Annotated in this window: 25 protein-coding genes; 5 read left to right on the forward strand and 20 right to left on the reverse strand. The window is 63.3% G+C overall.

Annotated features, from left to right (window positions below):
- Positions 1–5: 5 nt before the first annotated feature.
- The 14 genes from P1T08_00450 to P1T08_00515 all read right to left on the reverse strand — a co-directional run bounded on the left by P1T08_00450 (position 6) and on the right by P1T08_00515 (position 11,086).
- The gene (locus tag P1T08_00450; GenBank protein MDF1594551.1) at positions 6–431 is read right to left on the reverse strand and encodes a YkvA family protein; all 426 of its coding nucleotides are present in this window, start codon (positions 429–431) and stop codon (positions 6–8) included.
- Entirely contained in the window at positions 424–1,356 is a 933-nt protein-coding gene (locus P1T08_00455; protein MDF1594552.1) for an ROK family protein, read from the reverse strand. Before P1T08_00455 ends, P1T08_00450 begins: the two co-directional genes overlap by 8 nt.
- On the reverse strand, positions 1,356–2,519 hold the full coding sequence (locus P1T08_00460; protein ID MDF1594553.1) for an ArsA family ATPase: 1,164 nt from the start codon (positions 2,517–2,519) through the stop codon (positions 1,356–1,358). Before P1T08_00460 ends, P1T08_00455 begins: the two co-directional genes overlap by 1 nt.
- A complete protein-coding gene (locus tag P1T08_00465; protein MDF1594554.1) occupies positions 2,519–2,965 on the reverse strand; it encodes an SRPBCC family protein in 447 nt (148 codons plus the stop codon). The genes P1T08_00460 and P1T08_00465 overlap by 1 nt, the downstream gene beginning before the upstream one ends.
- Before the next feature lie 43 nt (positions 2,966–3,008).
- The gene (locus tag P1T08_00470; GenBank protein ID MDF1594555.1) at positions 3,009–3,689 is read right to left on the reverse strand and encodes a class I SAM-dependent methyltransferase; all 681 of its coding nucleotides are present in this window, start codon (positions 3,687–3,689) and stop codon (positions 3,009–3,011) included.
- Positions 3,690–3,732: 43 nt separating this feature from the next.
- A complete protein-coding gene (locus P1T08_00475) occupies positions 3,733–4,491 on the reverse strand; it encodes a metallophosphoesterase (protein MDF1594556.1) in 759 nt (252 codons plus the stop codon).
- Positions 4,492–4,788: a hypothetical protein gene (locus P1T08_00480; GenBank protein MDF1594557.1), complete on the reverse strand. Its 297-nt coding sequence runs from the start codon at positions 4,786–4,788 to the stop codon at positions 4,492–4,494.
- The gene (locus tag P1T08_00485) at positions 4,785–5,204 is read right to left on the reverse strand and encodes a hypothetical protein (protein MDF1594558.1); all 420 of its coding nucleotides are present in this window, start codon (positions 5,202–5,204) and stop codon (positions 4,785–4,787) included. The genes P1T08_00480 and P1T08_00485 overlap by 4 nt, the downstream gene beginning before the upstream one ends.
- A gap of 363 nt (positions 5,205–5,567) precedes the next feature.
- Entirely contained in the window at positions 5,568–7,235 is a 1,668-nt protein-coding gene (ilvD, locus tag P1T08_00490) for a dihydroxy-acid dehydratase (GenBank protein MDF1594559.1), read from the reverse strand.
- A gap of 37 nt (positions 7,236–7,272) precedes the next feature.
- A complete protein-coding gene (queG, locus tag P1T08_00495) occupies positions 7,273–8,361 on the reverse strand; it encodes a tRNA epoxyqueuosine(34) reductase QueG (GenBank protein MDF1594560.1) in 1,089 nt (362 codons plus the stop codon).
- A gap of 23 nt (positions 8,362–8,384) precedes the next feature.
- On the reverse strand, positions 8,385–8,585 hold the full coding sequence (locus tag P1T08_00500; protein ID MDF1594561.1) for a hypothetical protein: 201 nt from the start codon (positions 8,583–8,585) through the stop codon (positions 8,385–8,387).
- A 99-nt stretch (positions 8,586–8,684) separates the two neighbouring features.
- Positions 8,685–9,470, reverse strand: a complete 786-nt coding sequence (gene hisN / locus P1T08_00505; GenBank protein MDF1594562.1) for a histidinol-phosphatase — start codon at positions 9,468–9,470, stop codon at positions 8,685–8,687.
- On the reverse strand, positions 9,452–10,666 hold the full coding sequence (locus P1T08_00510) for an NYN domain-containing protein (GenBank protein ID MDF1594563.1): 1,215 nt from the start codon (positions 10,664–10,666) through the stop codon (positions 9,452–9,454). Before P1T08_00510 ends, hisN begins: the two co-directional genes overlap by 19 nt.
- A 78-nt stretch (positions 10,667–10,744) precedes the next feature.
- Entirely contained in the window at positions 10,745–11,086 is a 342-nt protein-coding gene (locus tag P1T08_00515; protein ID MDF1594564.1) for a TraR/DksA C4-type zinc finger protein, read from the reverse strand.
- Between the two features lie 243 nt (positions 11,087–11,329).
- On the opposite strand from P1T08_00515, the gene ilvB reads away from it, so the two are divergent.
- The 5 genes from ilvB (at position 11,330) to P1T08_00540 (ending at position 17,384) form a co-directional block, all read left to right on the forward strand.
- The gene (ilvB, locus tag P1T08_00520) at positions 11,330–13,033 is read left to right on the forward strand and encodes a biosynthetic-type acetolactate synthase large subunit (GenBank protein MDF1594565.1); all 1,704 of its coding nucleotides are present in this window, start codon (positions 11,330–11,332) and stop codon (positions 13,031–13,033) included.
- A gap of 55 nt (positions 13,034–13,088) precedes the next feature.
- Positions 13,089–13,586: an acetolactate synthase small subunit gene (gene ilvN / locus P1T08_00525; protein ID MDF1594566.1), complete on the forward strand. Its 498-nt coding sequence runs from the start codon at positions 13,089–13,091 to the stop codon at positions 13,584–13,586.
- A gap of 12 nt (positions 13,587–13,598) precedes the next feature.
- Complete coding sequence (gene ilvC, locus P1T08_00530; GenBank protein ID MDF1594567.1) at positions 13,599–14,609, forward strand: ketol-acid reductoisomerase; 1,011 nt, start codon at positions 13,599–13,601, stop codon at positions 14,607–14,609.
- Between the two features lie 178 nt (positions 14,610–14,787).
- On the forward strand, positions 14,788–16,326 hold the full coding sequence (locus tag P1T08_00535; protein MDF1594568.1) for a 2-isopropylmalate synthase: 1,539 nt from the start codon (positions 14,788–14,790) through the stop codon (positions 16,324–16,326).
- Positions 16,323–17,384, forward strand: a complete 1,062-nt coding sequence (locus P1T08_00540) for a 3-isopropylmalate dehydrogenase (GenBank protein MDF1594569.1) — start codon at positions 16,323–16,325, stop codon at positions 17,382–17,384. The genes P1T08_00535 and P1T08_00540 overlap by 4 nt, the downstream gene beginning before the upstream one ends.
- 11 nt (positions 17,385–17,395) lie before the next feature.
- On the opposite strand, the gene P1T08_00545 is transcribed toward P1T08_00540, so the two are convergent.
- The 6 genes from P1T08_00545 to P1T08_00570 all read right to left on the reverse strand — a co-directional run bounded on the left by P1T08_00545 (position 17,396) and on the right by P1T08_00570 (position 26,889).
- Positions 17,396–19,996, reverse strand: a complete 2,601-nt coding sequence (locus P1T08_00545) for an HAD-IC family P-type ATPase (protein ID MDF1594570.1) — start codon at positions 19,994–19,996, stop codon at positions 17,396–17,398.
- Positions 19,997–20,080: 84 nt separating this feature from the next.
- On the reverse strand, positions 20,081–23,293 hold the full coding sequence (locus P1T08_00550) for a PDZ domain-containing protein (GenBank protein ID MDF1594571.1): 3,213 nt from the start codon (positions 23,291–23,293) through the stop codon (positions 20,081–20,083).
- Positions 23,294–23,409: 116 nt separating this feature from the next.
- A complete protein-coding gene (locus P1T08_00555) occupies positions 23,410–24,342 on the reverse strand; it encodes an ABC transporter substrate-binding protein (GenBank protein ID MDF1594572.1) in 933 nt (310 codons plus the stop codon).
- Positions 24,343–24,419: 77 nt separating this feature from the next.
- On the reverse strand, positions 24,420–25,133 hold the full coding sequence (locus P1T08_00560; GenBank protein MDF1594573.1) for an ABC transporter permease: 714 nt from the start codon (positions 25,131–25,133) through the stop codon (positions 24,420–24,422).
- Positions 25,130–25,789, reverse strand: a complete 660-nt coding sequence (locus P1T08_00565; protein MDF1594574.1) for an ABC transporter permease — start codon at positions 25,787–25,789, stop codon at positions 25,130–25,132. The genes P1T08_00560 and P1T08_00565 overlap by 4 nt, the downstream gene beginning before the upstream one ends.
- The gene (locus P1T08_00570; GenBank protein ID MDF1594575.1) at positions 25,786–26,889 is read right to left on the reverse strand and encodes an ABC transporter ATP-binding protein; all 1,104 of its coding nucleotides are present in this window, start codon (positions 26,887–26,889) and stop codon (positions 25,786–25,788) included. The genes P1T08_00565 and P1T08_00570 overlap by 4 nt, the downstream gene beginning before the upstream one ends.
- Between the last annotated feature and the right edge of the window lie 34 nt (positions 26,890–26,923).

Below are 26,923 nucleotides of genomic sequence, written 5' to 3' on the forward strand. Positions count from 1 at the left end.
GTTGCTCAGGCAGCGGACAGGCGGCGCAGCAGGCTCTGGATCGGCTTCGGCAACAAGGTAGCGGCGAAGCCGGTGATCGATTCGACGAGTTCAAGAACGTCTTGACTGCCATCCCAGTGTTCCAGAACGATGTCCGTTCCGGCTGCTTCGATGATGTGGCGAACCGCATAGGAGAGCAAGAGAACTTCATCTGCCTGGCCGAACACCGGGATGAAGTCGGGAACGACATCGATTGGCACGACCAGGTATCCGAGGATGGCACCGAGAATTATCTTGCTCTTGCGCGGAATCCGCGGATCTCTCATCAACCGGTAGACCAGCTTGACGAGGTTGGGAAGAGCCAGCGCCGCTTCCTTCATCCACATCCCGCGTAGCGCGATCGGGTGACCGGTTGGGTCGTAGACGGCATCGGGCCGCAGCGGATCACCCATCAATCATCTCCAAAGCTCGAAGTCCTGCACCGATCACAACTCCATTCTGACCGAACCGGGAGGCAACCATCGGCAACTGCTGCCGGACGTTGCCACCATAGATTGTCAGAGCCAGAGCCGTTCTGGCCGGTCCGAGGAGGAGGTCACCCGCCCGCGACGGCGCTCCTCCGACCACCACGATGCCGGGGTCGAGGATCGCAGCCAACTGGGCAACCCCGCGCCCGAGCCATGTGCCGGCCGCAGACCATGCTTCCAAGGCGCCGGGATCGCCGGCCTGCGCAGCCACCATCAGATGTTGTCCGGCCGGCGGTAGACCGGCTGCGGCGGACGCCACCGCTCCTTTCGAATCAGCCGCGGCAAGTTGCACGGCCGCCGCATCGAGCACCGATCCAGATACGAGTGTTTCCCAGCAACCATCTCGACCGCACGCGCACCGCGGTCCGTCCGGATCAATGGTGAGATGACCTATCTCACCTGCGAACCCGCTCCCCCGGTAGATCTCGCCATCGACCACGATCCCACCGCCGATCCCCGTGCCCAGCATCACCATCAGGACATTGTCGAATCCCTTGGCCGCTCCGAGGCGAACTTCCGCAAACGCGGCTACGTCGGCGTCGTTGTCGAGGATCACCGACAACCCGGTGGCGGCCTCAACCGCCGGACCAATCGGTGCAGGACCGGCCACATGTGGCCCCCACACGTGAACCCGGTTGGCGGAATCGACCAATCCGGCCGACCCCACTCCAACCCCCACGACGTCACTTGACACGAGTTCCGAAGCCATGTTTGCGCAGCGGTCGGCAATTCCTCGCCCCGTCTGAGGCGTCGGGTGCTGTATGAGTCCTTCAACACTCCCCCGGTGATCGACCAAGGCTGCCTTGATCGACGACCCTCCGATATCGATGCCGATCGCGGTTCGTGTCATCAGCCGACGAACGTCACCCGGAGCACGCCTCCCGACAGTTTGGCTCCGGCGATACGACGGCGCAGCAAAGAATCGGGAAGCACGAAGGAGCGACGGTAGGGGCCAACCGTGATGTACAACTCGGCTCCCCTGCGCAGAACGTCGAGTTCCTCCTCATCGGCAAACGGGACGGCCAGCTCGATGATGACTTCTTCGCCATCCTCGGTGAGCGTGAACGGCGAAACGCCTTTGAATCCCGTTATCGGATCGGTATCTCCGTAGAGCTCGGCCGCCAACTCTCTCAGCCGGTCGACGCCAACCATTTCCTGCCCGAACAGGCGCAACGGCAAGATCGAGACCTCACGGAACGATTCCTCGATCTCAGCTAGGTGCCTGGCCTGCACTTCGCGCCACGCATCGAAATAGCTGTCGGAGACGCTGGCCGGCAGCACCCGGTTCACGACGACGGCGTCGACGCCGTACCCGAACAACCCCAGGTAGGTGTAGGTACGCCGAGCCTCATTTACAACCATCTTCTCCGGGTTGACCACCAGCCGCGCCGACGTAATCTCCGAATCGGAGAGAAGGGCCTTGACCCCTTCGACGGCCAGGAACACGCCTTCGGCGGCATCAAAGACATCCTCGCCCGGCACCGGCAGATTCGTCATCCGGGTCAATACCGGGCGAGCCGCCTTCATCAGCCGCCGTTCGGTAGGCAGAACCCTGTCGAAATACCAGGAGAGCACCTCCGGCAGGCTGAGCAGGCGAAGCGTCTCGGCGGTAGGCGCACAATCGACGATGATCGTGTCGTAGCTTCCCGAGTCGACATGATCCTTCACTTGTAGGAGCGAAAACAGCTCATCCATGCCGGGAAAGACGAGAAACTCCTCGGCTTCGATGCCCTTTACGCCACCCCAATCGAATACCCGCTTGAGTTGCTGATGGAGTTCCCCCCAGTGTTTGGCGAGCTGTAGCTGGGCGTCGATCTGCTGGACGTCGAGGTTCTCAAACAGCGTGCTCGGAACGTCGCCCAACGGCACATCGAAGGCATCAGCGAGGCTGTGGGCCGGATCGGTTGAGGTGACGAGCGTCCGGTGACCCAACTCCGCGGCTCGGAGGCCTGTGGCGGCGGCGACGGTGGTCTTGCCGACTCCCCCCTTGCCGGTCACCAGAACAACGCGCATCAGGCGGTTTGGACTTCCTCAACCCGCTTCTTGAGGCCGCGCAGTGCCGTCCCGACCAGTTGCTTCTCGGCCTGGCGGCGCAGGAATCCCGGAAGCGGGAAGGAGTAGTCGACCTTCAGTGCGTAGACGACCTCAGTGCCGCCGTCTTCGAGTTCCGTCAGGTCGTACGAGCCCTCCATCTCAGTGATGTCGTTCCCCGGGAGGGCCGTCCACATAATGCGGTGAGGAACCTCGTATTCGTACTCGAGCTCGTATGAGATGACCTTGACCATGGCGTCGACCTCGAAAAGGGCACGCTCCGCCAGCCCGTCATCCCGTTCGGCGGTGACGGTGACGGACCGCATGGCGGTGATCCACTCAGGGTAGGTTGGGAGATCGGCGAGTACCGAAAACACGTCCGCAGGAGCAGCAGATATCTCGATGCTTTGAACGGCGCCTTCAGCCATGAACCTTCTTTCTCGAACTGACAACAGGGTAGTCGGACGGTGACTAGCCGGGCACCCAGGCCGAGATCGACACGAACTCGAGGCCTGCGACGACCGGCTCCGCTCCATCCGGATGCGCGGACCGGAAGACCTTGACCCCCTCCTCGAGTTCATCGTCCTCGATCAGCTGGAGGGTGCTGACGAATCGGGCTCTAAACGCCTCCTCCCATTCAGCCACGGTCCGCTCGACCCGTTCGACGATCCCTCCGAGCGCCACCCGCTCCATTCCTGAGGAGGCGAAATGGTCCGCCACCACTGCCACATCGGGAAAACGGCGCACATCGTGTTCGCGAACAGAGGGAAACCACCTCCCGGTGAAGGAGGTTTCCAGGTAGTTCCTGGTGAACGTCCAGATCCACACCTTTCCGCCGGGCCGGACGACCCGGACGGCTTCGGTCACTGCATCGAGCCAGTCGCCGTAGTGCAGAGATAGATGGAAGTAGGCCATGTCGAATGAGTGATCGGAAAACGGCAATCGCTGGGAGACGCCCCCGACGACCTGCAGGCGGCGCCCGTGCGCCTTCGCCCTTTGCGCTGCCGATGGATCAACGAGCACCGGCACAAAACCCTCGGTCCTCATGACCTCCGAGTGAGCCCCTGTTCCCCCTCCGATGTCCAGCACCCGGGCTCCATGGGCCAGCCCGGCGAGCGCCGTCCTGACGCGGTCCGCTCCTTCGACTCGCAGGGGGCGGAACCGGTACGTCTCGGAGAGGTGGTCGAGATCAACGTCAGGCGTGACGAACCGCCCGCGCCGTTGCCCTGAAATAGCCGACGTTGACGCACCGGGTGCGCCCGACCCGCCACTGTGATGCTTGTGGTTGGTGGATGTCCCCGAAGTAGTGCACGAGGGGTTGGTGCCGATAAAGGTACTCGGCGACCGCTTCCGAACCGCCCTCGAGCCGGCCCGTGATCACATCGAACCGCAGCGGATCGATCGAAGGGGGCACATGTGTCCCGAGCACGTCAACAGGCCCCATATCTTCGAGCAACCGCGCCATTTCCTCTTCGCTGATCTCCCCGGCGGCGTTGAGGCCGGTCTTGGAACCACCACCGACAATTCCCATTCGTAGCCCTTCGAACTCAACTACTTCACCGTTCACGTACTGGAAGCCGTCCGGAAGGTGGGATTGGAGCAGAGCCGGAACGTCGACGTTGCCATGGGTAACGAAGCCGGAACCTCCGGCCAGGGCCGACCGCATCGCCGCGTACTGAGCCGCGATAGCGCCGCCAACCTGGGCGCGGACCTCCTCCTCCCGGCCGGCCGACCGCTCCCTCCACAGGCGGCGCGAGGCAGCGAAGTCACCCTGCCTCCGATACCGGGCCGCCGCCTGCGCGAACTCCACGCCGAAGACTTCCGCGGCAATCCCCTCGCCCGTTCGGTAGTCCACGAAATTGATGAGATCGCCGAGGACGACCACCCGTTCACCGGTCGCGATGACCCGGGCGAGATCGTCGAACGCCCCATGGACATCTGCCACCAGCAGCATTCAGTCAGCATCCCGTTCGGAGCCCGGATCGTACCGGTAGGCGTAGGCGGCGAATACCAGCGCGGCGACGAGCGCCGCCGCTATCGCGGCTGCCGTCGGCCATCCCCCGTAGGATGCCGACAGTCCGCCGATTCCGAAGGCGGTCAACCCTCCCACGACGCCTCGCCCGGTTGCTCCAAAGCGTTCATCGGGATGCACAGGCCGGGCACTATTCGACTCTGAGAGTCCACCAATGAGAATCCAGGCGACCAGCGCGACCAGGCCGATTACGAGGCTCAGGCCGTACACCCCGTTCACGGTGCCGTCCCTTCGCCCGTAATGGAGACGGCCGCCACGATCACGAGCATGAATACCAACCCCATGGCCGAGGTCACCACCCGGGGTCGGAGCAGTGTGGCACCCTCGTTGCCCGCCGCCAGGCGGGTGGCGTCGTAGATGGAGATCGCCCAGGCGACAACGGTGAAAACCAGCAGGACGATTCCGACGGGGCGTCGATTGCCTCCGATCATGAGGATGCCAAATGCCAGGCTGGCAATGAGCAAGCCCGCCACTGCCAGACCGAGAGCAGATTCGCCGACCTTGAAGTGCCCGCCGCCGGGCAGGAGGCCCCACAGGGCGGCCTTGGAGGCTTCGATTTCGGGTCGATCTTCCTCACCGGCTCCGAAAGCCTCGTAGATGGAGGTCTGGCACGATCGACAGCTGTCAACGGACACCAGATTGACCGTCCCGCAGACCCTGCAGGTCCAGCCATCGGTGACGATGCCGCCGGCCGTAGCGGGCTGTGGTAGGGACACGCCGGGCGGCCGATCATGGCGGGTGGGCGGGGCCGGTGGGCCGCCCGGACCCCTCGGCCCACCGACTGGCGGAGCCGGCCTTGCCCGATCCGGTTGAGGTTGCACCGGTTGGCTGGGGGGAGGAGATTCGGGCATGGCCGGGGAGGACGCCGCCGCAAAACTCGCATAACACTGTCCGCACCACTCGGCTCCGACTGGATTGGCAGCCCCGCAGGCGGGACACGTGACGATGTCTGGCATGACGCCGTCAGGGTACCGCGCTCAGCACAGACGGCCAGATCATCAAGCTGTGACGGCACCGTCCTCTGCAGAACCGACCAGGCGTGCGTACTTGGCCAGAGCGCCCGTCGTGTACCGGGGTTCCGGGGGTTTCCATCCTGCCCGGCGGGTGGCCAGGGTCACCTCATCGACGAGAAGGTCCAATCGTCGAGCGGGGAGGTCAACGCGGATCCGATCCCCCTCCTCAACGAGGGCCAGGGCGCCGCCGTTTGCTGCTTCCGGGGCCACGTGCCCGATGCAGAGACCCGTCGTACCGCCGGAGAATCGTCCGTCGGTGATCAGCAATACATCCTTGCCGAGGCCGGCACCCTTGATGGCCGCCGTGATCTGCAACATCTCCCGCATGCCTGGCCCACCCTTCGGACCCTCATAGCGGATGACGACCACGTCGCCCGGGGCCAGATCGTGCCTGAACAGGGCCTCCAGCGCCCCTTGCTCGTCGTCGAAGACCCGGGCGGAGCCCTCGAAGGTGTTCAGTTCAATGCCTGCGATCTTCACAACGGCGCCTTCGAGCGCCAGCGAACCGCGCAGCACGGCGATGCCTCCCTCGGGCGCCAGCGGATTGTCACTGGATCTGATCACATCCTGATCGCCGGGAAAGGTGACCCCTGTGAGATTCTCAGCGACCGTCTTGCCGGTAACGGTTGGGATGTCGCCGTTGATGAGGCCCTCATCGAACAGTGCTCGCATCACGACCGGCACCCCCCCGATGTGATCGAGGTCGACCATGTGATAGGCGCCGAACGGCTTGAGGTCGCCGATGTGCGGCGTACGGCGGCTGATGATGTCGAAATCCTCCAGGGTCAATTCCACTCCAGCCTCATGGGCGATCGCCAGAAGATGTAACACCGCGTTCGTCGACCCTCCCAGGGCCATGACCGTCGTGATGGCGTTCTCGAAGGCAGGACGGGTCATGATCTGCCGTGGCCGCAGGTTGGCATCGAGGAGTCGCATCACGGCTACTCCAGACTGCACCGCATAGTCCTCAAGGCGCGGGTCGGGGGCCGGGACGGTCGCGCTTCCGGGCAACGACATTCCGATCGCTTCACCGACCGATGCCATCGTGTTGGCCGTGAACATTCCCGCGCACGAACCCTCCCCGGGACAGGCGGACTGCTCGATCCCGAGTAATTCCTCCTTGGTGATGGTCCCTTCACTGAAGGCCCCGATCCCTTCGAACACGTCGACGATCGAGATGTCCTTCCCGCGCCAGCGACCGGGCAGACTCGAACCCCCGTACAGGAACACGCTCGGGAGGTTGGTGCGGGCTGCGGCCATCAGCATGCCGGGGAGGGACTTGTCGCAGCCGGCAATCGTGACCATGGCGTCGAAACGTTCGGCATGCATCACCAGTTCGACCGAGTCGGCGATCACCTCTCTGCTGACGAGCGACGCCCGCATCCCTTCGTGCCCCATCGCGATCCCGTCGGACACGGCAATGGTGGCGAAGGTGAGCCCGATGCCGCCTTCCGCCCGGACACCCTCTTTCGCCCGTGCCGCCAGTCGAGGGCCGGAGAGGTTGCAGGGGGTAACCTCGTTGCCTGCCGAAACAAGGCCGACTTGCGGCTTGGCGAAGTCCTCCTCTTCGAGGCCGACGGCCCGGAGCATTGCTCGCGCTCCTGCCTTGGCCGGTCCTTCCGTCACATCCTGGGAGTGGATCTTGCGCGTCATGTGAGCATGGTACGCAGCGCGGGTGAGTCAGGAGGCATCAATCGAGATTGCCGAGCGCGGCGTCGATCTCGCCCAGCACAGCCGGATCGTGCTCCACTGCTCTGCGTGCGGCCAAGGCGGGCCTGGCCTCTTCACCCATCTCTCCGAGGGCCCAGGCCGCATGGCACCGAAGCGTTGCACGGCGATGGCCGAGGTACCGTGCCAGGATCGGGAGGTGTTCTGGTAGACCCGAGTTACCGAGCGCGATGAGAGCGTTCCGCCGGATGTAGTCCGGGTCGCGCTTGGGGATGAACCAGTGTCCGGCGAAATCGAGCAACGCCTCATCATCGGCCGACAGAAGCTCGGTAAGGTCGATCCGCTCACTCTCCACCGTCTGTTCCAGAGAGTTGTGCCCGGGCGGGCAGGCGTCGAGGCAGTCATCGCAGCCGTAGATGCGATCTCCCCACGGCCTGCGCAACGAAACCGGGATGACACCGGCAGTCTGAGCCCAGTAGGCAATGCATCGTGTCGCATCGAGGACCCCGGGTGCGATCAAGGCTCCCGTGGGACACGCCGGAATACAAGCGTCGCATTTGCCGCAGTCGCGTCGCATCGCTTCGCTCACGGGGAGATCGGCGTCGGTGACGATCGAACCCAACAGCAACCACGGTCCGTGCTTCGGTGATATCACCATCGTGCTCTTACCCCACCAGGCGACCCCGGCCCTGACCGCGGCGGCACGATCCACCAGCCGGCCGTCATCGACCAGAGCTTCCACCCGGAACCCCGACGCCGCCAGCAGCTCTGTCAGCATTCCGAGACCGGCACGGAGCGGGGCGTAGTGATCCCGGGTCGCGAACCGGGCTATTCGCCCACCTGCGCCGTCGGGCGGACCGGGCGAGCCGGCCATGGGAACATACGTGCTCGCCGCAACGACGAGTGACTTCGCCCACGGGAACGACCGGCGAACATCTGTAGCGAGATCCGGATCGCGATAGGTGAATCCAAGCCGGCCCGACAAGCCGCCGGCCTTTCGCTCGTGCATAGTCCGCCCCACCGCCTCAAACGGCTCAGCTGAGGCGATCCCGAAACCATCGAGTCCGGCGTGATCAGCGGCAGCCCGCAAGCGCACAACAAGTTGTTCCACCCGCACAGGCTACGGCGTCTGCGTCATCCATTTGCAGCTGTTGGTTCTTCCCTGCGTGGAATCAGCCGGAGCCGGGGAACAAGCCCCACTTCGGCCAGGTTTCCCAACGCCTCGGTCTCCGTGTCGTTCAGTTCCACCGGCCCGGCCGCGAGCAGGTACGTAACCACGCAATCCGTGCACGCATCCGTGTTGCGCATCGCGCAGACGTCACAATCGATTCGCATGGCTTCCTTCCTGTTCGTGATTCCTCGCTCACCGTATCGTGAGGGTGGGACAGAAAAGGAGCCGCGGGTTCCGGGTCGCGGGTCGCGGGTCGCGGGTCGCTACACGGCGCCAAGCAGACCCAGCACCTCGTCGTGGACCAGGCCGTTGCTCGATATCGCCGTGCCCCCTTCGTATGTCGTCCGACCACGGAAGTCGGTGAACCGTCCGCCGGCTTCCTCAACGATGATTTGGAGGGCGGCAAGATCCCACGGGTTGACGATCGGCTCTGCGGCGATATCCACTGCGCCCTCCGCTACGAGCATGTGCGACCAGAAATCCCCGAATCCCCTCGTACGCCAGCAGCGCCTGGAGAGCGACCGACCCTCTTCTCCAAGGCCGTGGTCATCGAAGTCGAGGAGACTACTGATCGACAGCTGTGCGTCTTCCAAAGCGGCGATACTGGAAACGCTGATCGGTTCACCGTTGAGAAATGCACCGTGGCCGTTTGCCGCCCACCATCGGCGGCCGAGGGCGGGAGCGGTGACGACACCGACCTCTGCATGCCCGGCTCGTGTCAGGGCGATCAGGGTGGCGAACACAGGGATACCGCGCACGTAGTTCATGGTGGCGTCGATTGGATCGATGATCCACGTCCACTCACCCGACCCAGACGTGCCGTACTCCTCCCCCAGGACCGCGTGATTCACCCGCTGCTCGGTAATTCGCTCACGAAGGAGTTGTTCAACTCGTCGGTCGGCTTCTGAAACGGGTGTCATGTCCGGCTTCGTGTCTACGACCAGATCCAGCGCCTTGAAGCCGGCCAGAGTTACGCGATCGGCGAGGTCGGCTAGACCTAGCGCAAACTCGAGTTCGATGGGGAGGTCCATCACCTGCCTCGCATCCATCCAACGAACGATTCGCTCCATAGGGCGATGGCGCCGTTGTACTCTGCACGTTCTCGCACTTCTCGATCCGTGGATACCACGATCACGTCGCCGGGGAGGACTGCTGCCAGTCGAACGACCTCGTCGTCTGCGCTGCGCACGAACCTGGTTTCGATCGGACCGGGGATTGTTGCTTCCTCCTCAGTCGAATCGAACACGAGGACGATCGGCAATGGACCTTTTGCCAAACGTCGGAGGCGGATCAGGCCCTCCCTGACCTGTTCACGCAACTCCGGTGTAGAAAACCTGCTCTCGTCGAGTTGGAACGAAACGTTGTAGCCGTCGACGACGAGGGTTATGGGTCGCTCCTGCTGCAGCATCCAACGGATTGCGTCGACCTGATCCGGCCGGATACCGTCTGGAACGACGAGCGCGGGAGGCTTCCCGCCCTTGATGTCTGCATCGGTCGAGCGGGGGCGCATCGCCAACATGAGCTCATCGAGCATCTTCGCCATCTCGAGGGGATCACCGGTCCGCCAGATCCGAGGGCTTCCGTCGTCTTCGCCGGTGCGCTCGGCCCGCCGTTCTTTGAGCAGCATGTGCTTGAGCGACTCGATCCGGCCATCAGCCTCGACCAGGTCTGTCCGTAACCGACCGACCTCGGCCCGCGCCTTTCGCAAATCCTTCTCGAGATCTGCCGAAGGTGCGGCCGCCGCAGTGCGGGCGGCCTCGGCGGCGATTCTCGCTTCCTTGACCTTCTTATCCGCCGTCCGCCGGGCGTCCGCAAGAGCGGCCCGAGCAGAGCGTTCCTTCTCTTTGGACGCCTCGAGGGCCGACTTCATCCGCTCCATCGTCTGTTGGAGTGCCACGACCTCTGTACCCATCTGCGCCTGCTCACGATCAGCACTCAGCGCCAAGAGGCTTTGCTCCCAGTCCTCCGGGCGGTGCAGAAAGAGACCCGCCGCCGCCAGGTCTGGTTCGCCGGACTCCGGGTCGGCCTCCACCATCGCATCGGTGACCTTGTCGCGCAGCCACGTGTTCTCATCGATTTCGTAGAGCAGGCTCCGGGCGTAGGGCGGAGTGAGCCGCCGACCGGAATTCTTGGCCACTTTCCGCAGAGAGGCCGGGACCTCTTCGGGTTCCAGGTCCCGCAAAACGCCGCGAGCGGCTTCAAGGACCGGGTCGAGCAGCTTCAAGAGCGTGTTGGAACACTTCACGTCGGCCAGGGTACAAACCTCATGGACTTTTCTGCGCAATGCAATGGACCGTCACGCGCCAATGTATTGCGGAGAAACTCAGGGTCGGGCGGCGCCGGAGCTGCAAAGGACGCACATGGCCGTGGACGGAATCGCCTCCATGCGTTCGAGCGGGATCCGTTGGCCGCAGCCGTCGCATATGCCGTATGTTCCCTGTTCGAGCTTGCTGAGAGCTCGATCGATGTCGGCAATAGAGCGAAAAATCGACCGCGCCGTTGCGGTTGTACTGATCCGCTCGACGGCTTCAGTGGTTCCGTCCCCAACGCGTTTGCCGAAAGACACATTGGCTCCGGACTCGGGCGGTGCCGTCAACCGGGCGAGCTCGGCGCTCAAGTCATGCCTTCGCTGTCTCAGGCTGCTGTTCAGTTCTTCGAAGCTCAAATCGACATCCTCAGGAGAACGCGGGCCGCATCTCGGTGTGCAGAACGTTACTGATCGCCTCATGCCGATCCGCTCAAATCCGGGAGATTGACATCGGCCCGGCTTTGGCCCATACTGCCGCTCCACATGTTCTCAACAGAGATCCTCGTACTTCAATAGGCACATACGTCACAACCAGGACGTGTGTGCCCTCCGATGCCCTCCGAGCCGGAGGGTTTTTTGTATCCCGACCGAAGGAACACGATGAACACAATCAGCGGAGCCCAGGCAGTCATCAAGGCACTGGAACGCGAGGGCGTCGACATCGTATTCGGCGTGCCGGGAGGAGCGATCCTCCCGGCCTACGATCCGCTGTACGACTCCCCCATTCGACACGTGCTGGCGCGCCATGAACAAGGCGCCGGCCATATGGCAGAGGGGTACGCCTGGGCGACGGGCAAGGTCGGGGTCTGCATCGTCACCTCCGGTCCGGCTGCCACCAACCTGGTAACGCCGCTGGCGAACGCGCTGATGGATTCCATACCGATCGTCGCCATCACCGGACAGGTCGCAACCACTTCGGTCGGTAACGATGCATTCCAGGAGGCCTACACCACCGGGATCACGATGAATGCCACGAAGCACAACTACTTCGTGACCAACCCCGATGACATTCCCGACGTCATTCACGAGGCGTTTCACATTGCCGCGACGGGACGACCGGGACCGGTGCTGGTCGATCTACCCAAGGACATCCTCAACGCGCACCTCAAGTGGCACAAGCCACCGAAGCTGGATCTGCCCGGATACAAACCGACGGTCGAGGGCCACCCGCGCCGGATACTGGAAGCAATCAAACTGATCGAATCCGCCCACCGACCCGTCATCTACGCGGGTGGCGGAATCATCAAGGCGAACGCGGCGGACCAGCTCCGCATGTTCGCAGAGCAAACGAACGCTCCCGTCGTCACAACCCTCATGGGTCTCGGTGGGTTCCCCGGTGACCACGACCTCTTCCTCGGAATGCCGGGCATGCACGGAACGTACGCAGCCACCACGGCAATCCAGAAGGCCGACCTCCTCATTGCGCTCGGAGTCCGTTTCGACGACCGGGTTACCGGCAACCCGGACTTCTTCGCCCCGCACGCCAGCGTGATCCACGTCGACGTCGACCCTGCGGAAATCGGCAAAGTCCGCCAGGCAGAAATCCCGATCGTCGGGGATGTCGGCCGGATTTTGGAACAGATGCTCGAGGCATGGGCAAAACGGCCGGCACCCGACCACAAAGAATGGTTGGAGAAGGTGAATAGCTGGCGCACCGACAACCCGGTTCGCTTCGACCAGCAGCCCGACGGGCCGCTGAAACCGCAGTACGTGATCGAGGAGCTCTACCGGCGGACGGGTGGCGACGCCATCGTCGTGTCGGGAGTCGGTCAGCACCAGATGTGGACGGCACTCCACTGGAAGTTCTCCAGACCACGCGAATGGATCAACTCCGGCGGGCTCGGCACCATGGGCTTCGGCGTTCCCGCCGCCATCGGCGCCAAAGCCGGAGCGCCCGAGCGAACGGTCTATCTGATCGACGGCGACGGGTCGTTCCAAATGACGCATCAAGAACTGGCCACCGCCTCGGCGGAGGGTTTCCCGATCAAGATTGCCCTCATCAACAACGGTGTGCACGGCATGGTTCGCCAGTGGCAGACACTCTTCTACGGGAGCCGCTATTCGGGGAGTGAGCTGGGGCGGGACACGGTCAACTTCCCGATGCTCGCCGAAGCAATGGGTTGCGTCGGTATGCGGGTCGAAACACCAGGAGAGGTCGGCCCGGCAATCGAGAAATCGCTCTCGATCAACGACCGGCCGGTCCTGATCGAGTTCGTGGTCGATCCGGACGAGATGGTGTTCCCGATGGTGCCGGCAGGTGGTTCGAATGATCAAATCATCCTTGGACCGGAGGACTTGGAATGAGCGCCGTGAGCTATCGGCCACCAACTGAGGTCCGCCTACGACCCTGGAGTGCTTCATGAACCAGCACACGCTGTCCGTCCTCGTCGAGAACAAAGCCGGCGTTCTGGCCAGGGTTTCATCGCTTCTGGCCCGACGTGGGTTCAACATCCATTCCCTAGCAGTTGGACCGACTGCCGACGAGGGGATCTCCCGGATGACGATCGTGGTGGATGCCCCGGAACTCGAGCAGGTGAAAAAGCAACTCCACAAGCTCATCAATGTCGTCAAGATCACAGAGTTGGATAGGGCGACAGCCGTCGAGCGTGAGATCTCCCTCATACGTGTCTCCACGGACGGCCAGAAACGAAGCGACGTGCTGGAGGTGGCCACCCTCTTCGACGCCGTCGCCGTTGACGTTGGTGTCTCGACCATCATGTTCCTGGTGACCGGGTCACCAGAAAAAGTCAACGATTTCGTCGAACTGGTACGGCCGTATGGTATCGCCGACCTCGTCAAATCGGGGCGAGTCGCTTTGGCACGGGACCAAAAGAGCCGTAAGTTGCGAGCGAGCTAGAAACGAGGATTCATGGCAACGATTCACTACGACGAGGACGCCGACCCTTCGATTATCAAAGGCCGCAAAGTCGCGATCATCGGGTACGGCAGCCAGGGACATGCCCACGCCCTCAACCTCAAGGAGTCAGGCGTCGACGTTGTCGTTGGATTGCGTGAACGTTCTGCCCGCCGTTCCGAGGCGGAAGCGGAGGGACTCCGCGTCGCGACGCCCGCAGAAGCGGCCGCCGAAGCCGACTTCATCATGATGCTCACACCCGACCAGAACATGGCCGCCCTCTACGAACACGAGATTGAACCTCATCTCGAAGAAGGCGATGCATTGTTCTTCGCCCATGGATTCAATATCCATTTCGGGGCCATCATCCCCCCGGAGCATGTCGATGTCGCGATGGTTGCACCCAAGGGCCCCGGCCATCTCGTTCGCCGCACCTACACCGAAGGTTCCGGGGTGCCGTGCTTGCTCGCCGTGCACCAGGACCACACCGGCCTGGCGCACGACCTCGCACTCTCCTACGCATGGGCCATCGGCGGTGGGAGGGCCGGAGTCCTGGAGACGACCTTCAAGGAAGAGACGGAGACGGACCTCTTCGGCGAGCAGGTCATCCTCTGTGGTGGCGTCTCCTCGCTTATCAAGGCGTCGTTCGAAACGCTCGTCGAGGCCGGATATCAGCCTGAGTCGGCTTATTTCGAGACACTGCATGAGCTCAAACTGATCGTGGATCTCCTCTACGAAGGGGGCCTGTCCTATATGCGCTTCTCGGTGTCCGACACCGCCGAGTACGGCGACTACACCCGCGGCCAGCGCATCGTCACCGACGACACGAAAGCCGCCATGAAGGACATACTCACCGAAATCCAATCGGGCGCGTTTGCGCACGAGTGGTTGGCGCAGGCCAAGGAAGGCGCACCGTTCCTACTCGAGCAGCGCGCCAAAGGGCGTGACCACCAGATCGAACAGGTCGGTGCAGACCTGCGACGCTTGATGCCGTTCCTGGACCAGAAGGTGGCGGACGACGCATGAGAGAGCGGATCGACTCGCGCGGATGGTGGCTGGCGCTTCGCCGGCCGGGCGGCCACTAGGTCGGCCCGGCCGCAAGGAGCAATAGGCTATAGGCGATAGGCCGTAGGCAGTGCCCTACGGCTCACAGCTCGATGCCAATCGTCCGCATCCACCGTTCACAACAGGAGATCCTCACACTATGTCTGACAAGCTGATCATTTTCGACACCACCCTGCGCGACGGAGAACAGGCACCCGGTATCGCCCTCAACTCCGACGAGAAACTGGCTATCGCCTTTCAACTGGCCAAGTTGCGTGTCGATGTAATCGAGGCGGGTTTCGCCGCCTCCTCAGACGGCGATTTTGAAGCGGTTTCGCGTATCGCCAAGGAAGTGAAGGGACCGGTGATCGCCAGCCTGGCCCGCTGCGTACCGAACGATATCGACCGCGCTTGGGACGCGGTGCGCCACGCCGACCGGAATCGAATTCACGTCTTTCAATCCACTTCACCGATCCACATGGAACGAATGCTCCGGATGACCCCAGAAGAGGTGATGCAGTCGGTCAAGGAGGGCGTGGCGCGCGCCCGCAGCTACACCGACAACGTCGAGTTCTCACCCCAGGACGCCACACGCTCCGACCCCGAATTCATGCTGGCCGTGTGCCGGGCAGCCGTCGAGGCCGGGGCGACCACTCTCAACATCCCGGACACTGTGGGCTACGCCACCCCGAGCGAGTACGTCGAGTTACTCACCCGGGTGTATGCGGAAGCTCGCGGCGACAACGAAGACGTCATTATCTCGACCCACTGCCACAACGACCTCGGCCTGGCCGTGGCTAATTCGCTCGCGGCGATCTCGGCCGGCGCCAGGCAGATCGAAGGCGCCATCAACGGCATTGGTGAACGAGCGGGCAACACGTCCACCGAAGAGATCATCATGGCCATCAGGACCCGTGAGGATCAGTTCGGGGTCGAGATCGGCGCAGACACCACCGAGATCGTCGAGACCTCCAGACTCGTGTCCAGGCTCACCGGGTATCCGGTGCAGTTCAACAAGGCAGTCGTCGGACGAAACGCCTTTGCCCACGAGTCCGGCATCCACCAACACGGCATGCTGCGCGACCGGGAGACCTACGAAATCATGGATCCGGCTGCAGTCGGACACATAAGCCAGATCATTCTCGGCAAACACTCGGGCAGGGCCGGGTTCGCCGACGCACTTCGCAAGATGGAGATCGTTCTGGAGGACGAGGACTTTGAACGAGCATTCGAGCGCTTCAAGGAACTCGCCGACCGCAAGGGGGAGATCAGCGAGGAAGACGTGCGGGCGATCGTCGACTACACCTCGTCCAAGGAAGCCGAGCTGATCCACCTGTTCAGCATGCACGTCGCCGGCGGCAACGAGGTCACCCCACAGGCCAGTGTGAAGGTCGAGACGCGCGGCCTGACGCTCGAATATGAGGCCGAAGGCGACGGCATGGTGCACGCCACGTTCGCAGCTCTGAAGAAGGCGTTCGGTATCGATGCCCGACTCGTCGACTACCGGGTCGTTCCCGTGACCCGCGGCGCCGACGCAATGGCTGAGATCAACGTCGTCGTGCAGATGGGCGGTCGCGCTTATGCCGGTCGATCGGTCGACACGGATGTCGTGGGTGGGTCGGCACGCGCCTTCGTCAACGCACTGAACAAGGCGGCCCAGCAGGTCATCGCCGAGACCGTCGGCGAGGTTCAGGTATGAGTCGATACCGGCTGGCCGCCATCCCCGGCGACGGCATCGGGGTCGAGGTAACCGCCGAGGCGGTCAAAGCGGTGAAGGCTGCGGCCGATCGATTCGACTTCTCCGTCGAGATCACGGAATACGACCTCGGCGGCGACCGCTACCTGCGCACCGGTGAGGTGCTGCCGGACACGGTCGAAACCGAACTGGCCGGCCATGACGCCATCCTCCTGGGCGCCGTTGGGACACCGGACGTGCCGCCCGGCGTGCTCGAGCGAGGATTGTTGCTGCGGCTTCGATTCTCGTTCGATCAGTACGTGAATGTGAGACCGGTCAAGCTCTACGAGGGTGCTCCCACCCCGATTGCCGGGCTCACTCCCGATCGATGTGACATGGTCATCTTTCGAGAGAACACTGAAGGACCCTATGTGGGAGTCGGCGGCTTCGTTCGCCGGGGCACACCGCAGGAGATCGCCACCCAGGAGTCGGTCAACACACGCTACGGAGTCGAGCGAATCATCCGGCGCGCCTTCGATCGAGCCAGACGCTCCCGTCGCCACCTCACGCTCGCCCACAAGACCAATGTGCTCAACTACGCCGGCGACCTCTGGCAACGAACGTTCGATGATGTTGCCGACGAGTATCCGGAAGTGGGCACCGATTACGTCCACGTTGACGCCATGTGCCTGTACATGGTCACACATCCGGAACGATTCGATGTAGTGGTAACCGACAACCTGTTCGGCGACATCATCACCGACCTCGGAGCTGCGGTCCAGGGCGGCATGGGTCTGGCTGCCAGCGGCAACGTCAACCCTGAGCGGGACTTCCCGTCGATGTTCGAGCCGGTTCACGGATCCGCACCCGATATCGCAGGTCGCGGGTGGGCCAATCCGGTGGCAGCCGTCCTTTGTGCGGCCATGTGCCTCGACCACCTCGGGGAACAGGACGCGGCGAGCGCGGTAGAGCGCGCGGCCGCCTCAGTCCTGCCGGGCCTACGAACGATGGGTGGACCCGACATGGGATCAACCACCGCGGAGATCGGTGATCGCATCGGAACCGCGATCGCCGCGAGCTAATCGGCAGGCAACTACTCCAGCGGTAGCTCGAGTTGACTGCGGCCGTCCCCCGATTCGGAGGATTCGGCACCGTCCGGGGTGACCCAGTCCGGGAGCTCGATCGGCGCCGGAGAGCGGCGCCGGGGCTTCTTGACGGCGACGGGTCCGGGCCGTGGCCGCCCACCCGCCCGGAGGCTCATCCAGCGCGCCACCCGCCATCCCCCGGCGGCCACCAGCGGCTGGCGGATCACTTCTGGTGCATGGGCGAGAAGTTCGGGAGCCTGACGCATCAGATCGGGGGCAGATTGCAGCCACCTGGATCCGACCAGTGCGAGGTACATGAGGGTGCCCGTCAACGACGCAATCCCGATGGCGGCGAAGACGACAATGGCACGGGGAAGGTCGAGCCCGTAGAACTCCCTGAGAGATCCCCACAACAACGTAATGCCGAACAGGCCGGCCATGCTCCAAATCAACCACTTGCGGCTCGTAGTGAGCGGCCTGCACACCACGGTCAGCGCGAAGAGACCGACGGCAACGAGCACGAGGGTCGCCATGGTCCGGGATTCCACCAGCCCAACATCCTCGATCTGGGCCAGACCGTAGGCGGCAAACGTCGACAGGGCCGCCACCGCACCAACCGGAACCGCGAACCGCATCACGCGACCCACGAAACCTCGTTGAGCCCGCCGAGCAGTGGGTTCGAGGGCGAGGAAGAAACCGGGTATGCCAATGGTGATCGACCCGACCAGGGTCAGGTGCCGCGGTAGGAACGGAAACGGCAACAACGCGATGGCAACGGCCACAGAGAGCAGCACCGCGTAGATCGTCTTCGTGACGAAGAGGTTGGCGACTCGTTCGATATTGGCTATTACCCGTCTCCCCTCAGCAACGACCTCGGGCAGCGACGAGAACGCGGAATCGAGAAGTACTACCTGCGCAACGGCCCGTGAGGCACCCGACCCGTTGCCCATCGCCACCCCGATATCCGCCACTTTGAGGGCGAGCACATCATTCACTCCGTCGCCCGTCATGGCCACCGTATGGCCCCGCCGCTGGAGGGCCTTGATCATGGCTCGTTTCTGATGGGGATGCACCCGTCCAAATACTGTTCCGCGCTCCATGACGTCCGCCAGCCGATCCGGATCCGCCGGGAGCTCGCGTCCGTCTACGACGTTGCCCGGGCTGGGCACGCCGACCCTGGCTGCAATCGCGGCAACCGTGGCGGGGTGGTCGCCTGAGATCACCTTGACCGCCACGTTCTGCCTGGCGAAGAAGTCGAGCGTTTCAACAGCATCCGGGCGGATGCGGTCTCCCAGCACCACCAGCGCTACCGGTCGCATGTTCGCCGGCAGCACATCGCCGGCAAGCGCATCGTCGGTGCCGACCAGCGCCAGGACTCGGTTGCCGTCGGAAGCGTACCGGTCGGCCGCGCGCAGGATCTCCATATCGGTGGCCGCCACCACCTCCGGCGCCCCGAGGATCCAGGTTCCCCGACCGGTAAAAGCAGCAGCACTCCACTTTCGATCCGAAGAGAACGGCACCGTCTTGAGCACCGGCCAGTCGGGCCGCTCCGAAAATTGCGTGCCGATAGCCTGGATTGTGGCGTTCGGAGTGCTGTCGGCTGCTGCCGTGGCGGCCAGCACCAATCCAACGTCGACTGCCTTGTCGTAAACCTTGACGTCGAGCACCCGCAAATGCCCCTCCGTCAGCGTGCCGGTCTTGTCGAGACAGACGACATCGACCCGGGCGAGACCTTCGACGGCCGGCAGTTCCTGGACGAGGACGTTCCGGCGGCCGAGTCGCACGACGGCCACCGCGAAGGCCATCGAAGTCAGCAGAACCAGGCCCTGCGGAACCATCGCCACGAGCCCGGCCACCGTCCCTTGCGCAGCCCTGCGGAAGCCCACATCGATCGACATCTGGCTCCACACCAGCAACGCTCCGGTGGGAATGAGTGCCCAACTGACCGCCAGCAGGATCCAATCGATTCCGTCGCGCAGCTCGGAGCTGGTGATGGTGAACAGCTTCGCCTCAGAGGCCAACTTCGCTGCGTAAGACTCGCTCCCCACCCTGGTCGCCTGCATGCGACCGGACCCGGCAACGACGAAGCTGCCCGACCGACAGGAATCGCCCATGTGCTTGCTCACCGGATCGGACTCCCCGGTCAGGAGCGATTCGTTGATCTCGAGTCCCCGCGACTCGAGGACCTCGCCGTCGACCACGACCTGGTCACCCGGGGCCAACATGAGGACATCATCGAGCACGATGTCCGCAATGCTGATTTCAACCGGACGACCGTCGCGGACTGCGATCGTTCCTGGTGTGCTGAGCAACGCCAGCCGGTCGAGAGTTCGTTTGGCTCTCAGCTCCTGGATGATGCCGATGGCGGCGTTGATCACCATGACTGCTCCGAACAGAGCGTCCTGTATGGGAGCAACGAACAAGATTATGACCAGCAGGACTGACAGAATGAGATTGAAGCGGGTGAAGATGTTGTCCCGGAAGATCGCCTTCGTGGTCCGGCTCGGACCCTCGGGGATCACGTTGAGCCTGCCTGCCTCGACCCGATCGGCTACTTCGCGGCCGGTGAGACCGCTCAGTGGGTCGCGCAACGACGCCTCAACTTCCATCACCTGAGGCTACCGGCTTCCCGGGACGGAATCGCGCCGGCGTCCGCAGCCCGTCGCTGGTATCCGCGACTCGCTACTCGCGACTCAAGACAACCTCGGTGGCGTCTTCTTCGGCCGGTCACCGAAGGCGGGCGGCGAAGGAGGGACCTCGTCGATGATGCGGATCAATTCGGCGATGCCGCGCTCGAGCTGAGGATCCCGCCCGGCGGCATGGTCCTGGGGCGTGATCGTGACGCTGATGTCGGGGTCGGTCCCGTAGTTCTCAACGTCCCACCCAACGTCCGCGAACCAGTTCGAGAACTCAGGCTGGGTAGTGATCGTGCCGTCCACGAGTGATTGCTGCGGCCAGATGCCGATGACTCCACCCCAGGTGCGGGTTCCGATGAGCGGCCCGAGGCCATGCATCTTGAACGCATGTGAAAAAATGTCTCCGTCGGACCCGGCGTACTCATTCGTGAGTGCCACCATCGGACCGGCCGGCGCATCAGCGGGGATAGCGTACGGCTCGGTCCACCTGGTCACCCGATACCCGATGCGGCGCCGCAGCAACTTCTCCAGAAGGAGGTGCGAGACATTCCCACCGCGGTTGAATCGCACGTCGATCACCAAGCCGTCGTGATCGACCTGGGACAACCACGATCGATGGAATTCGGCGAACCCGCTCGGTCCCATATCCGGAAGATGGATGTATCCGGCCCGCCCTTCCGATGCCTCGGCAACCCGCCGGCGATTGGCCTCAACCCAATCCCGATACCGCAGGGGCGTCTCGGACTCGAGCGCTCGAACCGTGATAGACCTTGGCCGGCGGCGGCCCCGGCGAACCACGACGCGAACAGCTCTCCCCGCCCGGTCGACCAGCGCCTCCTCCGGTGCTCGATCTGCACCGAGATCCTTCCCGTCAATAGAGAGGATCTGGTCTCCTACCACGACGTCTAGTCCGGGCGCCTGCAACGGCGACCAGGCTCGCTCGTCCCAGGAGTCCCCGTGCGGAATCGCCCCGATCCGCCAGGTGCCCCGGGCGGTTCGTTCGAAATCCGCCCCGAGACTGCCGAGGAGGTACTTCGGCTCCGGCCGGTAGTCCCCGCCTAGTTCGTAGGCGTGCGAGGTGCCCAATTCCCCCTGCATCTCCCACATGAGATCGGAGAATTCGGCGCGGCTGGCAACCCGTTCGACGAGAGGACGGTACCGGTGGTAGATCTGTTCCCAATCGACCGCCGACATGTCCTGGGTCCAGAAGTGCTCGCGCTGGAGACGCCATGCTTCTCGAAACATCTGGACCCATTCGCTCCCCGGATCGACCTCGAGCCGGACCCTGCCCAGATCGAGCCACCCGGAGTCCCTGCCCGGTTTGTCGTTCTTGGACGGGTCATCCTTGAAGGCGGCCGGAACCACCCGGATCCGGTTCCCGGCGCGGATCGCCATGACCTTGCCGTCCATCGAGACCGAAACGCTCGAGACATCGTCGGCGATCGTTTCGAGCTTGTGCTGCTGAAAGTCGTAGGCCTCGAGCCGCCCTGCCGGACCGGCCGAAACCATTGGCTGAGGCGCCAGCCGACCCTGGATCGGCACAGAAAGCAGAATGGATCGGCCCCTGGCGCCGAAGACCGCCCGGTAGGAACCCTCCGGGACCGGATACGCCACCACCCGATCTTCGATGCCGTCTAGATCGACCTGGACCGGAGCGGGGGCGTCGCCTTCCATACCGTTCCCAGCCTGCTGGGGTCCCGGCGGTGTGCCGGGTGGCCGAGGTTGCCGCTGGGCCGGGCTGAACGGCGAAGGGGTGTCCGCAGCCAGCGGGATGAGATAGGGCCGGGTCCCCTTCGGGAAGGCGTAGTCGTGGAAAAAGGCGTCAGGAACGGGATCGAAGACCCGGTGACCGATGAAGTGGAGAAACCGGCCCTCAGCGTCGAATGATGGGCGTACATCGGCGAAGTCGGGTCGCGTGATCCGGTGCGTTCTTTTCGTGGAAGTGTCGTAGAGGTGAAGGGCGACTGTGTTGCGGCTGACCGCAGCCGAGAATGCAATCCACCGTCCGTCGGGTGACCAGTCGGTGCCTTGAATCCAGGAATGCGGGCTGTGGTGGACCACCGTGGACTCTCCGGAGTCCAGATCGACCACAACGACCTCGAACCGGTGATTGGTGAGTGCCACACGGTCGGATCCTGCTGGTGCAGGATCCAGCGAGCGGGGCCGTCCGATATCACCACCGACCCGTGTCCCTGTCTTCCCGGCGCCGGAATCGAACACAACGAGCTCTTCTTCGCCGGACTCGTCGGTGACGGCGACGAAGCGCCGTCCGTCCGGGAGCCAGGCTGCCAAGCGGTAGCGGGATGAGGACAAATCGCCGTGACGGAGTGGTGCTCCCTCCCACAGATCCATGGTTACCGCTCCCCCCCGGGCAACGATGGCCACTGCCTGGCCTTTCGGATCGAGATCGAGCGACTCCACGAAACGGCCCGGACTCATGAAGCGGCGGTTTCTCTGCGGCCGGGCGCTTGGAACCCGGACATCGATCTTCGTTCGAGTCACGCCTTCGAGGAGATAGAGATCGGCACCGGCGTGGTAAACGATCCGCTTGCCGTCTGAGGCCGGGAAGCGGGCGTAGAAGTCCTCGTGGTCTGTGTGACGCTGCAGGCTGCGGCCCGTGGGTGTGCACGAGTAGAGGTTGCCGGTGCCCTCGTGGTCGGAGAGGAAGTAGATCCGGCGGCCGATCCACGTGGGGTCGGCCGTATTCCCCTGCAGCTCGATGAGTGGAGCGAATTCGCCCGACCCGGCCCGGTCGATCCAGAGAGTTCCGGTGCGACCGCCCCGGTACCGTTTCCATCGAGCAGGATCGAAGGAGTTCCGGCCGATGACGACACCGGGACCGCCCGGTTGATACGAGATAGCGCGGGCCGGTCCGACCCTGATCGGCCGGGCCGGACTGCCGTCCATTGGCACTTCGTGGAGGGCGAACTGCCCTGCGAACGGTTGCTTCCAGTCCGTCGCCACGATCACGGCACCGCCGTCGGGTGTCCAACCCACCACATGGGTAAGCCCTCCGAAGAACGTCAACCTGCGGGCTGGGCCGCCTTCAGACGGCATCACGTGAGCCTCGAGGTGGCCTTCATCACGGCTCGAGAAGGCGACGTGAACTCCATCCGGGGAGAATCTCGGGTAGGCAACGGTGCCGGGGTTGGCAGTCAACCGGTGGGCCGAGCCACCGGAAACATCCACCGACCAGAGGTCGTCCTCGGCCACGAAGACGACCCGGTCACGGTGGATCGTCGGATGCAGGTAGTAGCCGAGTTCACCCATGAGGAGGCAATCGTAGCGAAGCGATGGTGCCCGGACCGCAGCCCGGGCACCATCCAAAACTTGTTTTCGCGCGGGAATTCCACCCTATGCGGTGGGATCCCCGCGCGAAAACGGAATTAGGCGTCGACGAAGCCGTTCTCGACCAGGAAGTCGCGAGCGATGTCTTCGGCGTCCAATTGCTCAATGTCGAACTGCCGGTTCATCTCGGTCAAGTCCGCCGTCGAAATCGCTGCGCTGATCCTGTCGACGAAGTCGCGGAAATCCGACCCGTAGGCATCGACGATCTCATCGCTGGTCACCGGCACGACGTTGTCTGCGGCGAGCAGATTCTTGTCATCCTCCAGGAGCACCCAGCCCCGATCCGCGATGATGCCAGAAGTCGAGAACAGCAGGGCGATGTCGATCTCATCAGCTTCCAGCGCCTGCACCGTTATCGCCCCGGCATCGAGCGGCGTGAAGTTGCCACTCAGGTCGAGGCCGTACACGCTCTGGAGACCCGGAATGCAAAACGCGTTGGTCTCACAGTCGGGGGGCCCACCCAACTCAAGGTCCGCACCCTTCGAAGCAAGATCGCTGAGCGATGTGATACCAAGAGACTCACTCGTTGCCTGCGTAACCACGAACGCGTTCGTATCGACGGCGGGCGAAGGATCGAAGGCACTCAGGCCCTTCTTGGTCAGATATCCGCGCAGGGACTCAGTTGTCCCCTCCGCATCGCCGGTCGCCTCACCGGCGAACCCATTCAAGAACTCGAGCATCGACGCTGCGTACTCGGGGGTGAAATTGATATCACCACTCTCGAACGAGGCTAGGACTATGTCACGGAAGCCGCCGAGCGGTTGGACGGCAACGTCGTACCCTTCTGCCTCCAGCGCCTGAGCATATAGAGAGGCAAGTATCGCCGACTCTCCGAAGTCCTGTGAACCGACTTTGATTTGTGGCCCTTCTTTGGGCTCTCCAGCGCCATCACCCGATCCGCATGCACTGAGAATCAGAATCAGTGTCAGCGTGATCGCCCCGATGGCACCCTTGCGGCAACTTCCCCGCATGGGTCTCTCCCTTCGTTGTGAACCCGCCTCAGGGGCGGGGCTTTCAACCCTAGGGGATGAGGCGAGCTACCAAGACATCAGCCGTGCGCCCCAAGTTCGACCTGAGTCAGGTCTTTGGCAGATATTCCTTGCGGCAACACCCACCTCTCGGCGACTGCGAACGCCTGATCGGTGACCACGGACATTGTCGCGACAAGGATCGCCCCCACGAACACCAGCACTTCGTTGCCCTGGGCGAATCCATCGATGACATACCGACCAAGCCCGCCCCATCCGACAACGGCGCCCAGGGTGGCCGTAGCCACCACTTGTACTGCAGAGACACGGATGGCGGTCCAGATCACCGGCATGGCGAGCGGGATCTCCGTATGCGTAAGTACCTCCAGGTTGGTCATTCCCATGCCAACCGACGCTTCCACCGCAGCCGGAGATACCTCGCGCACCGCCGTATAGCCATTCGTGAATATCGGCGGGATCGCCAGGGCGACGAGTGCGACGAAGGTCGGCCAGGAGCTGAACCCAAGGCCCAGGCGCAGCGCGATTGGGAAGGCAAGTGCAACAATGCCAAACGAGGGAATGGCCCGGCCGATATTGGCGATGGAGATTGCCAGAAACGCCCCCCGTCGCTGATGCCCCAGCCAGACCGCGATGGGGAGGCCCAGGAGCACGGCCACCGCAACCGCGAATACGGAAATGCGAACATGATCGAAGGTCCTGATGAGGATCCCGTCTGCACCGTTCCAGGATTCCGCCGAGGTGAAGAATGCCACCACATCATTGAAGAAGCTCATGGAGTGTCCTTCTGCCGCACCCACGGTGTCGCCCTGTTCTCGATCCGCACGAGCAGATAGTCGAACAAGGTCGCAAGCAGAATCGACATGACTGTGCCGACCAGGATCTCGGTGGCGAAGTTGCGGCCAAGGCCCCTGCGGATGAAGGCTCCGTAGCCCCCCTGGCCGATCAGGCTGGTGACCGTCACCAAGCCGACGGTGGTTACGGATGCGACCCGCAGCCCGGCCACTATCACCGGGACTGCCAGTGGCACCTGGATCTCCCAGAGAATGCGGCGATCGGTATAGCCCATTCCAAGCGCCGCCTCCCGAACCGAGTCGGGCGTGCCGTCGATTCCCGCCACGATGTTGCGAATGAGGATCAGCAGCGTGTATGAAACGAGACCGATCTCCGCAGTGAGAATAGAGAGGCCGGTGAAGGGCACCAGGAATGCGAAAAGGGCGATAGAGGGAATCGTGTAGAACACGCCGCTGATCCATGTGATCGGCGCATAGGAACGCCGGAAGCGGAGGGCCACGATCGACAGGACCAGGGATAGCCCGAACCCGACCACCACCGCGATACCCGTCAGCGTCAAGTGCTCGACGGTCCGCTGCCAGATCTCGTCGAGATGACTCCAGATCCACGACCAGCGAATGAACGGCTGCTCGGTCACCGGCGGATCTCGCGGTTGATCTGGTCGGCAGTGATCATTCCCAAATAGGAATCTCCGTCAAAGACGGCCGCAACCTGCGTCCGGGTGGTGATGACCGCGTCGAGAGCCTGCTTGAGGGTTCCACCGGCATCGATCCTCGTTCTGAAGACCCGCAGCTGACCGTCGTCGGTCCTTTCCCGATCATCGAGATCGTCTGCGGCGACCCAACCGTCGATCCTCTTCCCCTCGCCCACCGCCACCCAATCGGTCGCATAGACCTCCATCACACGCCGGGCCTCGAGGACGGTGCTGCCGGGCGGAACCACCGGGCCCCGATCGAGTTCGATCGAGCTGATCGGAATCAGAGAAAGTCGTTTGATGCCACGATCGCTGCCGAGGAACTCGGCAACGAATTCGTTGGCCGGCTCCCGCAACAATTCGTCGGGTGGCCCGTATTGCTCGAGCACGCCTCGGACGTTCAAGAGGGCGACCCGATCCCCGAGTTGGATCGCTTCGTCGATGTCGTGCGTCACGAATACGATCGTCTTCTGGACCCGCGCCTGCAATCGGAGCAACTCCTCTTGGAGCCGGGCGCGAACAATGGGATCTACTGCGCCGAACGGCTCATCCATCAGCAAGACCGGCGGATCCGCGGCCAAAGCCCGCGCCACCCCAACGCGTTGCTGCTGGCCTCCTGAGAGCTCAGACGGGTAGCGGTCTCCCATTTCCTGGCCGAGTCCCACCAGGTCAATCAGCTCATCTACTCGCTCGGCGATGCGACCCGCATCCCAGCCGAGCAACCGAGGCACAGTGGCGATGTTCTGTCCTATGGTTTTGTGTGGGAACAACCCAATCTGCTGAATGACGTAGCCGATCTCGAGCCTCAACTGATGTGGCGCAACGGTGGCGGCGTCCCGACCACCGATCGAAATCGTTCCCGAGGTGGGTTCGATGACTCGATTTATCATCTTCAGAGTCGTCGTTTTTCCGCACCCGGATGGTCCGACCAGGACGACTATCTCGCCTTCGCGGATATCCAGCGATAGGTCATCAACGGCCGCCTCGGCAGTGCCCGGGAAGGTCTTGGACACGTGCTCGAGGCGAATCATCGGTTCAGACATGGTTGCCGAGGATAGATCGTTTCCCGTGCTGGCC

It is taken from the genome of Acidimicrobiia bacterium (genome assembly GCA_029210695.1).
Classification (GTDB): Bacteria; Actinomycetota; Acidimicrobiia; order Spongiisociales; family JAHEDJ01; genus JAHEDJ01.

Excerpts from the sequence above, each read along its gene's own strand:
- ilvC (MDF1594567.1), top strand. The coding sequence starts at position 13,599 with ATGGCAACGATTCACTACGACGAGGACGCCGACCCTTCGATTATCAAA.
- P1T08_00570 (MDF1594575.1), bottom strand. The coding sequence starts at position 26,889 with ATGTCTGAACCGATGATTCGCCTCGAGCACGTGTCCAAGACCTTCCCG.
- P1T08_00535 (MDF1594568.1), top strand. The coding sequence starts at position 14,788 with ATGTCTGACAAGCTGATCATTTTCGACACCACCCTGCGCGACGGAGAA.
- P1T08_00540 (MDF1594569.1), top strand. The coding sequence starts at position 16,323 with ATGAGTCGATACCGGCTGGCCGCCATCCCCGGCGACGGCATCGGGGTC.
- ilvN (MDF1594566.1), top strand. The coding sequence starts at position 13,089 with ATGAACCAGCACACGCTGTCCGTCCTCGTCGAGAACAAAGCCGGCGTT.
- P1T08_00500 (MDF1594561.1), bottom strand. The coding sequence starts at position 8,585 with ATGCGAATCGATTGTGACGTCTGCGCGATGCGCAACACGGATGCGTGC.
- ilvD (MDF1594559.1), bottom strand. The coding sequence starts at position 7,235 with ATGACGCGCAAGATCCACTCCCAGGATGTGACGGAAGGACCGGCCAAG.
- P1T08_00545 (MDF1594570.1), bottom strand. The coding sequence starts at position 19,996 with ATGGAAGTTGAGGCGTCGTTGCGCGACCCACTGAGCGGTCTCACCGGC.
- ilvB (MDF1594565.1), top strand. The coding sequence starts at position 11,330 with ATGAACACAATCAGCGGAGCCCAGGCAGTCATCAAGGCACTGGAACGC.
- P1T08_00475 (MDF1594556.1), bottom strand. The coding sequence starts at position 4,491 with ATGCTGCTGGTGGCAGATGTCCATGGGGCGTTCGACGATCTCGCCCGG.
- P1T08_00450 (MDF1594551.1), bottom strand. The coding sequence starts at position 431 with ATGGGTGATCCGCTGCGGCCCGATGCCGTCTACGACCCAACCGGTCAC.
- P1T08_00455 (MDF1594552.1), bottom strand. The coding sequence starts at position 1,356 with ATGACACGAACCGCGATCGGCATCGATATCGGAGGGTCGTCGATCAAG.
- hisN (MDF1594562.1), bottom strand. The coding sequence starts at position 9,470 with ATGGATGCGAGGCAGGTGATGGACCTCCCCATCGAACTCGAGTTTGCG.
- P1T08_00550 (MDF1594571.1), bottom strand. The coding sequence starts at position 23,293 with ATGGGTGAACTCGGCTACTACCTGCATCCGACGATCCACCGTGACCGG.
- P1T08_00460 (MDF1594553.1), bottom strand. The coding sequence starts at position 2,519 with ATGCGCGTTGTTCTGGTGACCGGCAAGGGGGGAGTCGGCAAGACCACC.
- P1T08_00560 (MDF1594573.1), bottom strand. The coding sequence starts at position 25,133 with ATGAGCTTCTTCAATGATGTGGTGGCATTCTTCACCTCGGCGGAATCC.
- P1T08_00465 (MDF1594554.1), bottom strand. The coding sequence starts at position 2,965 with ATGGCTGAAGGCGCCGTTCAAAGCATCGAGATATCTGCTGCTCCTGCG.
- P1T08_00555 (MDF1594572.1), bottom strand. The coding sequence starts at position 24,342 with ATGCGGGGAAGTTGCCGCAAGGGTGCCATCGGGGCGATCACGCTGACA.